The 9,202-nt window shown below is 58.9% G+C and carries 3 protein-coding genes and 2 rRNA genes (1 of these 5 only partly in view); 4 read left to right on the top strand and 1 reads right to left on the bottom strand.

Going from position 1 to position 9,202, the window contains the following annotated elements:
- The 4 genes from MRK42_RS17200 to MRK42_RS17185 form a co-directional block, all read left to right on the top strand.
- A 23S ribosomal RNA gene (locus MRK42_RS17200) occupies positions 1-2,773 on the top strand (it extends 116 nt beyond the left edge of the window).
- A gap of 196 nt (positions 2,774-2,969) precedes the next feature.
- Positions 2,970-3,084, top strand: a 5S ribosomal RNA gene (gene rrf, locus MRK42_RS17195).
- Between the two features lie 190 nt (positions 3,085-3,274).
- Positions 3,275-3,790, top strand: coding sequence for an NUDIX domain-containing protein (locus MRK42_RS17190; protein WP_354688365.1), 516 nt, complete (start codon positions 3,275-3,277; stop codon positions 3,788-3,790).
- Between the two features lie 125 nt (positions 3,791-3,915).
- Positions 3,916-6,075 carry an AsmA family protein gene (locus tag MRK42_RS17185; protein ID WP_354688364.1) on the top strand — a complete coding sequence of 720 codons (2,160 nt, stop codon included), beginning with the start codon at positions 3,916-3,918 and terminating at the stop codon, positions 6,073-6,075.
- 109 nt (positions 6,076-6,184) lie between these two features.
- Here MRK42_RS17185 and glnE read toward each other — a convergent pair whose 3' ends face one another.
- A complete protein-coding gene (glnE, locus tag MRK42_RS17180; RefSeq protein ID WP_354688363.1) occupies positions 6,185-9,064 on the bottom strand; it encodes a bifunctional [glutamate--ammonia ligase]-adenylyl-L-tyrosine phosphorylase/[glutamate--ammonia-ligase] adenylyltransferase in 2,880 nt (959 codons plus the stop codon).
- Positions 9,065-9,202: the final 138 nt, after the last annotated feature.

Raw genomic sequence — 9,202 nt, 5'->3', positions numbered from 1 at the left:
CGAATGGGGAAACCCACCCGAGATAACTCGGGTATCTGTTACTGAATACATAGGTAACAGAGGCGAACCGGGAGAACTGAAACATCTAAGTACCCCGAGGAAAAGAAATCAACCGAGATTCCCTCAGTAGCGGCGAGCGAACGGGGATTAGCCCTTAAGCATCTTGGAAGTTAGTGGAACGGTCCTGGAAAGGCCGGCGATACAGGGTGATAGCCCCGTACACGAAAACAACCTTGATGTGAAATCGAGTAGGGCGGGACACGTGACATCCTGTCTGAATATGGGGGGACCATCCTCCAAGGCTAAATACTCCTGACTGACCGATAGTGAACCAGTACCGTGAGGGAAAGGCGAAAAGAACCCCTGTGAGGGGAGTGAAATAGAACCTGAAACCGTGTACGTACAAGCAGTGGGAGCCCTTCGGGGTGACTGCGTACCTTTTGTATAATGGGTCAGCGACTTACATTTTGTAGCGAGGTTAACCGTATAGGGGAGCCGTAGGGAAACCGAGTCTTAACTGGGCGTCTAGTTGCAAGGTGTAGACCCGAAACCGGGTGATCTAGCCATGGGCAGGTTGAAGGTTGAGTAACATCAACTGGAGGACCGAACCCACTAACGTTGCAAAGTTAGGGGATGACCTGTGGCTGGGGGTGAAAGGCCAATCAAACTCGGAGATAGCTGGTTCTCCCCGAAATCTATTTAGGTAGCGCCTCGGACGAATACTACTGGGGGTAGAGCACTGTTTGGGCTAGGGGGTCATCCCGACTTACCAACCCCATGCAAACTCCGAATACCAGTAAGTAATATCCGGGAGACACACGGCGGGTGCTAACGTCCGTCGTGAAGAGGGAAACAACCCAGACCGCCGGCTAAGGTCCCAAAGTTCTGGTTAAGTGGGAAACGATGTGGGAAGGCTCAGACAGCTAGGATGTTGGCTTAGAAGCAGCCATCATTTAAAGAAAGCGTAATAGCTCACTAGTCGAGTCGGCCTGCGCGGAAGATGTAACGGGGCTCAAACCAGGCACCGAAGCCGCGGATTCACGCTAAGCGTGAGTGGTAGGGGAGCGTTCTGTAAGTCTGCGAAGGTGTGTCGAGAGGCATGCTGGAGATATCAGAAGTGCGAATGCTGACGTAAGTAACGATAAAGGGGGTGAAAAGCCTCCTCGCCGGAAGACCAAGGGTTCCTGTCCAACGTTAATCGGGGCAGGGTGAGTCGACCCCTAAGGCGAGGCCGAAAGGCGTAGTCGATGGGAAGCAGGTTAATATTCCTGCACGACTTGTAATTGCGATGGGGGGACGGAGAAGGCTAGGTGGGCCAGGCGACGGTTGTCCTGGTGAAAGTGCGTAGGCGGTACCTTTAGGTAAATCCGGAGGTGCAACGCTGAGACACGAGACGAACGCACTACGGTGCGGAAGCCATTGATGCCCTGCTTCCAGGAAAAGCCTCTAAGCTTCAGATTACAAGTCATCGTACCCCAAACCGACACAGGTGGTCGGGTAGAGAATACCAAGGCGCTTGAGAGAACTCGGGTGAAGGAACTAGGCAAAATAGTACCGTAACTTCGGGAGAAGGTACGCTCTTGTTGGTGAAGTCCCTTGCGGATGGAGCTGACGGGAGTCGCAGTGACCAGATGGCTGGGACTGTTTATCAAAAACACAGCACTCTGCAAACACGAAAGTGGACGTATAGGGTGTGACACCTGCCCGGTGCCGGAAGGTTAATTGATGGGGTTAGCGCAAGCGAAGCTCTTGATCGAAGCCCCGGTAAACGGCGGCCGTAACTATAACGGTCCTAAGGTAGCGAAATTCCTTGTCGGGTAAGTTCCGACCTGCACGAATGGTGTAACCATGGCCATGCTGTCTCCACCCGAGACTCAGTGAAATCGAATTCGCCGTGAAGATGCGGTGTACCCGCGGCTAGACGGAAAGACCCCGTGAACCTTTACTACAGCTTGGCACTGAACATTGAACCTACATGTGTAGGATAGGTGGGAGGCTTTGAAGGCGTGACGCCAGTTGCGCTGGAGCCGTCCTTGAAATACCACCCTTGTATGTTTGATGTTCTAACGCAGGCCCCTGAATCGGGGTCGCGGACAGTGCCTGGTGGGTAGTTTGACTGGGGCGGTCTCCTCCCAAAGAGTAACGGAGGAGCACGAAGGTTGGCTAATCCTGGTCGGACATCAGGAGGTTAGTGCAATGGCATAAGCCAGCTTAACTGCGAGACGGACAGGTCGAGCAGGTACGAAAGTAGGTCATAGTGATCCGGTGGTTCTGAATGGAAGGGCCATCGCTCAACGGATAAAAGGTACTCCGGGGATAACAGGCTGATACCGCCCAAGAGTTCATATCGACGGCGGTGTTTGGCACCTCGATGTCGGCTCATCACATCCTGGGGCTGAAGTCGGTCCCAAGGGTATGGCTGTTCGCCATTTAAAGTGGTACGCGAGCTGGGTTCAGAACGTCGTGAGACAGTTCGGTCCCTATCTGCCGTGGGCGTTGGATGATTGAAGGGAGTTGCTCCTAGTACGAGAGGACCGGAGTGAACGAACCTCTGGTGTTCGGGTTGTCACGCCAGTGGCACTGCCCGGTAGCTAAGTTCGGAATCGATAACCGCTGAAAGCATCTAAGCGGGAAGCGAGCCCTGAGATGAGTCATCCCTGACCCCTTGAGGGTCCTAAAGGGCCGTTGGAGACCACAACGTTGATAGGTGGGGTGTGTAAGCGCGGCGACGTGTTGAGCTAACCCATACTAATTACCCGTGAGGCTTAACCATACAACACCCAAGAAGTGTTTCTGGCCTTGTAGCAAGTGCATGAACTACTTATAAATTCAGTGATAATGACAAAGCAAACTAGCTAGGTCGTTATTCACGTCAGCTTTCCAAGATTATTCGGTTCGTCCTGAACCTCACCCTTCGGGCCCGCCTACGGCGGTTTCGATTTGTTCCGGACAAATCGATGAAGAATTTGCCTGGCGGCCATAGCGCCGTGGAACCACCTGAACCCATGCCGAACTCAGAAGTGAAACGCGGTAGCGCCGATGGTAGTGTGGCATTCGCCATGCGAGAGTAGGACACTGCCAGGCACCCAACACGAAACCCCGCTCATCGAGCGGGGTTTTTTATTGCCTGAAATTTGGCGTTTTGTTTGTATTTTGGCCAGTTCTAACCTCTGTAATTCCCTTCTTTCCCCCCTCTCCACCTGAACCTTGCCATGTTGTTCATACAGCCCTATCTGGAGCGTACAATAGGGTTTTATCCAAATGGAGACGTTCCATGTTTTGCCCCAAATGCGGTAAAGAGACCCTGCTTGCCAAGAGCAACAAGGAGTTCCGTTGTGAATGTGGCTTCCACTTCTTTCAGAATGTGGCTGCGGCCGTGATGGTAGCCCTTTGTTGGCAAGATGAAGTGCTGGTTGCAGTGAGGGCTCGCAACCCTGGCAAGGGGCTGCTGGATCTGCCGGGCGGATTTGTCGATCCCGGCGAGTCGCTGGAAGCCGCCCTCGTTCGCGAGTTGCAGGAGGAGCTGGGCCTGGATGTTTCAGCTTGCCCCGTTCGTTATCTGGGCTCGTTTGCCAATACCTATCCCTATGACGGCATCACCTACCACACCTGCGATACCGCATTTGCCATCAATCTGACCGAGAAGCCCGATCTTCGTGCTGCGGACGACGTGGCCGATTGCCAATGGGTGAAGCTCGGCGCACTTACCCCTTCCCGCTTTGCATTCGCCTCGACTCGCACCGCCATTACCCTGTTGATGCAGCAACCCTCTTCATCATTCAGGCTCTGAAAGAATTGCTTGTGTCGGGTGCGACTATCCCTGTCCCCTGATTTGGCTGTTTTGGGAGACTGTCCCCATCTGCGGGGTTTCGGGTGATATAGTCTCACTCAAGATCCGTATTCAAGGAGTTTGTCGTGAAGAAGATCATCTACATCCTGTTGGGGTTGGTGCTGGCCGCAGTGATCGCGATTACTGCGCTGATCAGCCTGATCGATCCCAACCAGTTCAAACCCCAGCTGACGGAGCAGGTAAGAAAGGTCACTGGTCGTGAGTTGGTGATGGCGGGGAATATCGACTGGCGCTTCTGGCCGAGTCTTGGCCTGTCACTCGAAAAAGTGGCTCTGCGCAATCCGGCAGGCTTTGCCGAGCCTGATCTGATCCGCTTCGAGCAGGGGAGTGCATCAGTTGCCCTGTTGCCGCTGCTTTCCCATCGGTTGGAGATAGGCGAGGTGACGCTGGCTGGTGCCCATCTGTTTATCCAGACGAAAGCGGATGGCAGTTCCAACCTGAGCGGCCTGCTCTCGGACAAGTCATCTGCCGAGCCTGCAACGGCGGAAGATGCCAAGGCGCCGGCCCGTGAACCTCAGGGGGCGCCAGCAGAGAGCAAGCCTTGGCAGATCAAGCTGAAAGGGGTGGTACTTGAACAGGCCAGTGCCCTGGTGCAGGACGATCGCAACGGTATTGTTTCTCGCCTCGACAGGCTCGATCTCGATCTCGGCCAGCTGGCCATGGGTCAGTGGGTGCCGGTCACCTTCGCCGCCAAAGGGGCTCAAGGCCAGCTGGCCTTTGATCTGAAGGGACAGGGGGAGGTCAAGCTGGCACAAAATGCGTTGGCCAGCGAATTGAAAGGGGTGGTTGTGGGCGGATCGCTCAAGCAGCCCTCCCGGCAGCTGGATAACTTCACCCTGAAGGCCGATCGCCTGGCGCTGGGGGAGTGGAGCAGCCTTGCTCTGAGCCTGCAAGGTGCCCAGGGAGAAGGCGAGCAACCGGCGCTGGCCGGTTCGCTCGAGGGAACGCTCAAGGCCAGGGTTGACCAGGATCTTAAACTGGCTGAGGTCTCCGATGTGGTGCTCAGTGCCACATTGAATGGCAATACGTTGCCGCACCCACAGATGAACCTCAAGCTGGCCGGGTTTGCCCGTGCCGAACTGGAGGCTAAGAAAGTCACCCTGAGCAAGCTGGTGATGAGTGCCGATGATACCCTGCTGACTGGCGAAGGTGCGGTGCAGCTTGGGGCTGTGCCCAAAGTGGAATTCGATCTCAAGGGGGAGAAGCTAGATCTCGACAGCTGGCTTGGCACATCGGCAAGCGCTGCGGCGCCGGCTCCTACCACACCGGCGAGTGCCGGCAACAAGGCGGCAGAACCAACCAAGGTGACTCGCGCTCTTTCGGCAGTTGAACCTAATCTGGATGCCCTCAAGGCAATCGATGCCATTGGACGGTTGCAGCTGGGCAGCTTGCGGGTGAGAGGGCTGGATCTGAGCCAGCTCGATATGCAGTTGGCGCTGGCGAACGGTCAGCTTACCCTCAAGCAGTTCAGCGCCGGCGTAGCTGGCGGCAAGGTGACGGCGAGTGGCGTGCTCGATGCGCGTCAGCAGCCAGCCCGTTACCAGGTGAGCAAACGGGTGCAGGGAGTAAATGTGCACTCGCTATTGCAGACCCTAGCGCAGAATGACTTGCTGGAAGGGCGGGGCGATCTCGATGTGCAGGTGCAGGGACAAGGCCTGTCAGAGCAGGCACTACGCAGTCGGATGCAGGGCAAGATAACCCTGGCGTTGCACGATGGGGCCCTGCATGGCATCAACCTGGCAGAGATGATCCGCGAGGCGCGGGCTACCTTGACCGGCAAGGGGACGGATCAGGTCAAAGAGGTACGCAAGACCGACTTCAGTGCCCTGACAGCCAGCTTCCAACTGGCAAACGGGGTGGCGCGCAGCGACGATATCCAGCTATTTGCCCCCGCACTACGGGTTCATGGCCAGGGGCAAACGGCACTGGTGCCCGAGACACTCGACTTCCTGTTCCTGACCTCCATCGTCGAGAGCAGCAAGGGGCAGGGCGGCAAGGGAGTCGATGAGCTGAAGGACATCACCATACCGGTGCGCATCGGTGGCCAGTGGCAGGCACCGACCTATCGGCTGGACGTGAAGGCGCTGCTCAGCAACAACAAGATCCTCGAGGAGAAGGCACGCAAGGAAGCCGAGCGCGGCCTCAAGAAGCTGCTGGGTGACAAGGCCGACAACGAAGGGGTTAAGGGAGTGGCCGATCAACTGCTCAAAGGGTTGTTCAAATAACCCGTCACTTCTCGTCCCTCTAATACAAAGAGCCCGCATTGTGCGGGCTCTTTTACTATATGCAAGTTGGGAAGAGTCGTGGGCTAGCCTCGAGACCGATGATCCTTTCTTATTCTTTTTCACTGAGCAGCTGTTGCCAGACTGCCAGCACATGGCTGCGTTCACTCTGCAGCCTATCGTCGCTCACCTTGCGGGAGACCTCCGAGAGGTTGAGGCGATGGCCGAGGTTGCGGATCTCCAGATAGGCCTGTTTTAGTTCCTCGGCTTGCTCCAGGGGCAGAACTCCCACCATCACACACTCGTCGAAGATGCGCACGTTATCGGACCAGCGAGTGAGCGCCTCGGGCTCGCCACAGGCGTGGGCCAGCACCAGATACTGGGCGATAAACTCGATGTCCACCATGCCGCCGGGGGATTGCTTGAGATCGAACTCGCCAGCACCGGCCTTGAGCAGGTGGTCCCGCATCTTCTGGCGCATCTCGCGCACCTCGCGGGCCAGGGTCGGCAGATCCCGCTCCCTGGCCAGCACGGTGCGGCGGATGCGGGCAAATTCGGCGATCACCGCCTCATCGCCATAGATGGGGCGGGCGCGCACCAGCGCTTGATGCTCCCAAGTCCAGGCCTCGTTTTGCTGGTACTGCTCATAGGCGGAGAGTGACGAAACCAGTAGCCCGGAGTCGCCGGAGGGGCGCAGCCGCATGTCGATCTCATACAGGATGCCGGAAGGGGTGCGAGTGCTAAACAGGTGCAGGATCCGCTGGGCCAGACGCAGGTAGAACTGGCGGCTGTCGATGGGCTTGCGCCCGTCGGTGTAGCCGTTGGGGTCACCGCCGTGCAGGAACACCAGATCGAGATCCGAACCGTAGCCGAGTTCGATACCGCCCAGCTTGCCGTAGGCCACCACAGCAAAGCCGCGCTGGCCGCTCACCGCCACCTCGGGTGGCACCCCGTAGCGCTCGCTCATCTGGGCCCAGGCCTGATTGACCACTTCCTCGGTGATCGCCTCCGCCAGCCAGGTGAGGTGGTCACTCACCTTCATCAGCGGCAGGGCGCCGGCGATGTCGGCCGCCACGATACGCAGCAGCTGCACCTGCTTGAACTGGCGCAGCGCCTCCATCTGCTGCTCCACGTCCTCTTCGGGGATACGCAGCAGGAACTGGCGCAACTGGGGCTTGTACTGATCGAGCGGGGTGGGGTGATAGAGGTGCTGGGGATCCAGCAGCTCGTCCAGCAAAATCGGGTAGCGGGCCAGCTGCTCGCTCACCAGATGGCTGGCGTCGCACAGCCGCACCAGCTGGCGCAGGGCGCCCGGATTTTCCGCCAGCAGTTGCAGATAGGCGCTGCGGGTGAAGATGCGGGTCAACAGCTCGCACACCCGCTCGAACAGGCGGGCGGGTTGCTCACTGGCCACCACCAGCCGCAGCAGCTCCGGCATCAGCCAGTCCAGCGCGATGCGCCCCTGCGGCCCCACCTGCCGGCGCTTGTACTCCTCCTTGAAGCGCAGTAGAGCGGTGCAGAGGGGGGCGGGCTCGGCCACGCCCTGTGCGGTCAGCAGTTTCTCCAGCTCGGCTGCGTCGAGCTCGGTGCGCCAGAGATCGAGCCAGAGCTGCTCCAGATGGGCGGGTGCCTCTTTCTCTTCCCCCACCACGGCGGCAAACTGCTGATGGACGGCGGCCATCTCCTCGTCCAGATGAGCCATGAAGGCGCCCCAGTCGGTAAAGTCGAGAGCGGCGACGAGCCGCTGGCGATCCCGCTCTTCGGTGGGCAGGGTCTGGGTCTGCTGATCGCCGATCTCCTGCAATATGTTCTCGACCCGGCGCAGGAAACGATAGGCCTCCAGCAGGCGGTCGCAGTGGTCGGCTTCGAGGGCGCCGCACCGGGCAATGGCGGCCAGCGCTTCCGGCAGATGGCGCACCCGCAGCGCAGGTTCACGACCGCCGCGAATAAGCTGCAGCGCCTGGGCGATAAACTCCACTTCGCGAATGCCGCCGGCCCCCAGCTTGATGTTGCCCTCAAGCCCCTTGCGGCGGACCTCGGCGGCGATCATCGCCTTCATCTGACGCAGGCCGTCTATGACGCCAAAGTCGATATAGCGGCGAAACACGAAGGGGCGCAGCATCTCGGCGAGATCGACCGCATGTTCGCACTGGGGTCCCAGTACCCGCGCTTTGACCATGGCGTAGCGCTCCCAGTTGCGGCCGTGGTGCTGGTAGTAATCCTCCATGGCGGCAAAGGAGATGGCGAGCGGCCCGGCGTCGCCAAAGGGGCGCAGCCGCATGTCGACCCGGAACACCTGGCCATCCTGGGTCGGTTGATGCAGGGCGTTGATGATGCGCTGGCCCAGCTTGATAAAGAACTGCTGGTTGGCGAGCTCCCGCCGCCCGCCGACCGTGTAGCCGTTCTCGGGGAAAGTGAAGATAAGGTCAATGTCGGAGCTGAAGTTGAGCTCGCCGCCCCCCAGTTTGCCCATGCCGAGGATCAGCAGCGGCTGCGGGTTGCCATCCCCGTCCATCGGGGTGCCCAGCTCGCTGCACTGCTTGGCGTAGAGCCAGTCACGGGCTGCACAGATCAGGGCGTCGGCCAGTTTGGTGAGGTGGATAAAGCTCTCTTCAACCTCGGCATGCCCCAGCAGTTCGCGCCAGGCGATGACCAGCATGCGACTGCGGCGGAACTGACGCAGGGTGCGCTTGAGCGCCTCCTCGTCAACGACTTCAGCCAGCAGAGCAGTCAGATCGCGCTGGTAGGCCGGCCAGCGCTCGGTCTGCTCCAGCTCTCCCGAGGCGAAGATCTGCGCCAGCAGCTCGGGTTGTTTGATCAGCGAATCGGCGACAAAATCGGAGAGACCGAGCAGGGTGAGCAGGACCTGCCGGGTTGCCTCGGGCAGGTCGCCGTAGTCTGGCGCCAGTTCGAGCAGTCGCTGCCATTGGCGCTGGGCCTGCGCTTGTAGCAAGGGGGAAAGAGCGGAGAAAGAGGGAGAGTGCTGGGCCACGGTTGCCATCCTTGTGGTTGACGAAGCTGCTGGGTGAAAACGCTGGCTGCCAATCTAGCACTGTCGCGCCCCCACGTCACAGCGCAGGGGCGAGAAGCATGATCCGGCGAAAATAATCAGCCGCCAGCAGAGGGAGCC

The organism is Aeromonas sp. 19NY04SH05-1 (assembly GCF_040581895.1).
Taxonomy (GTDB): Bacteria; Pseudomonadota; Gammaproteobacteria; order Enterobacterales; family Aeromonadaceae; genus Aeromonas; species Aeromonas enteropelogenes.
Note: the sequence above shows the minus strand (reverse complement) of the source record. Positions and strands in the feature narration are given on the sequence as shown.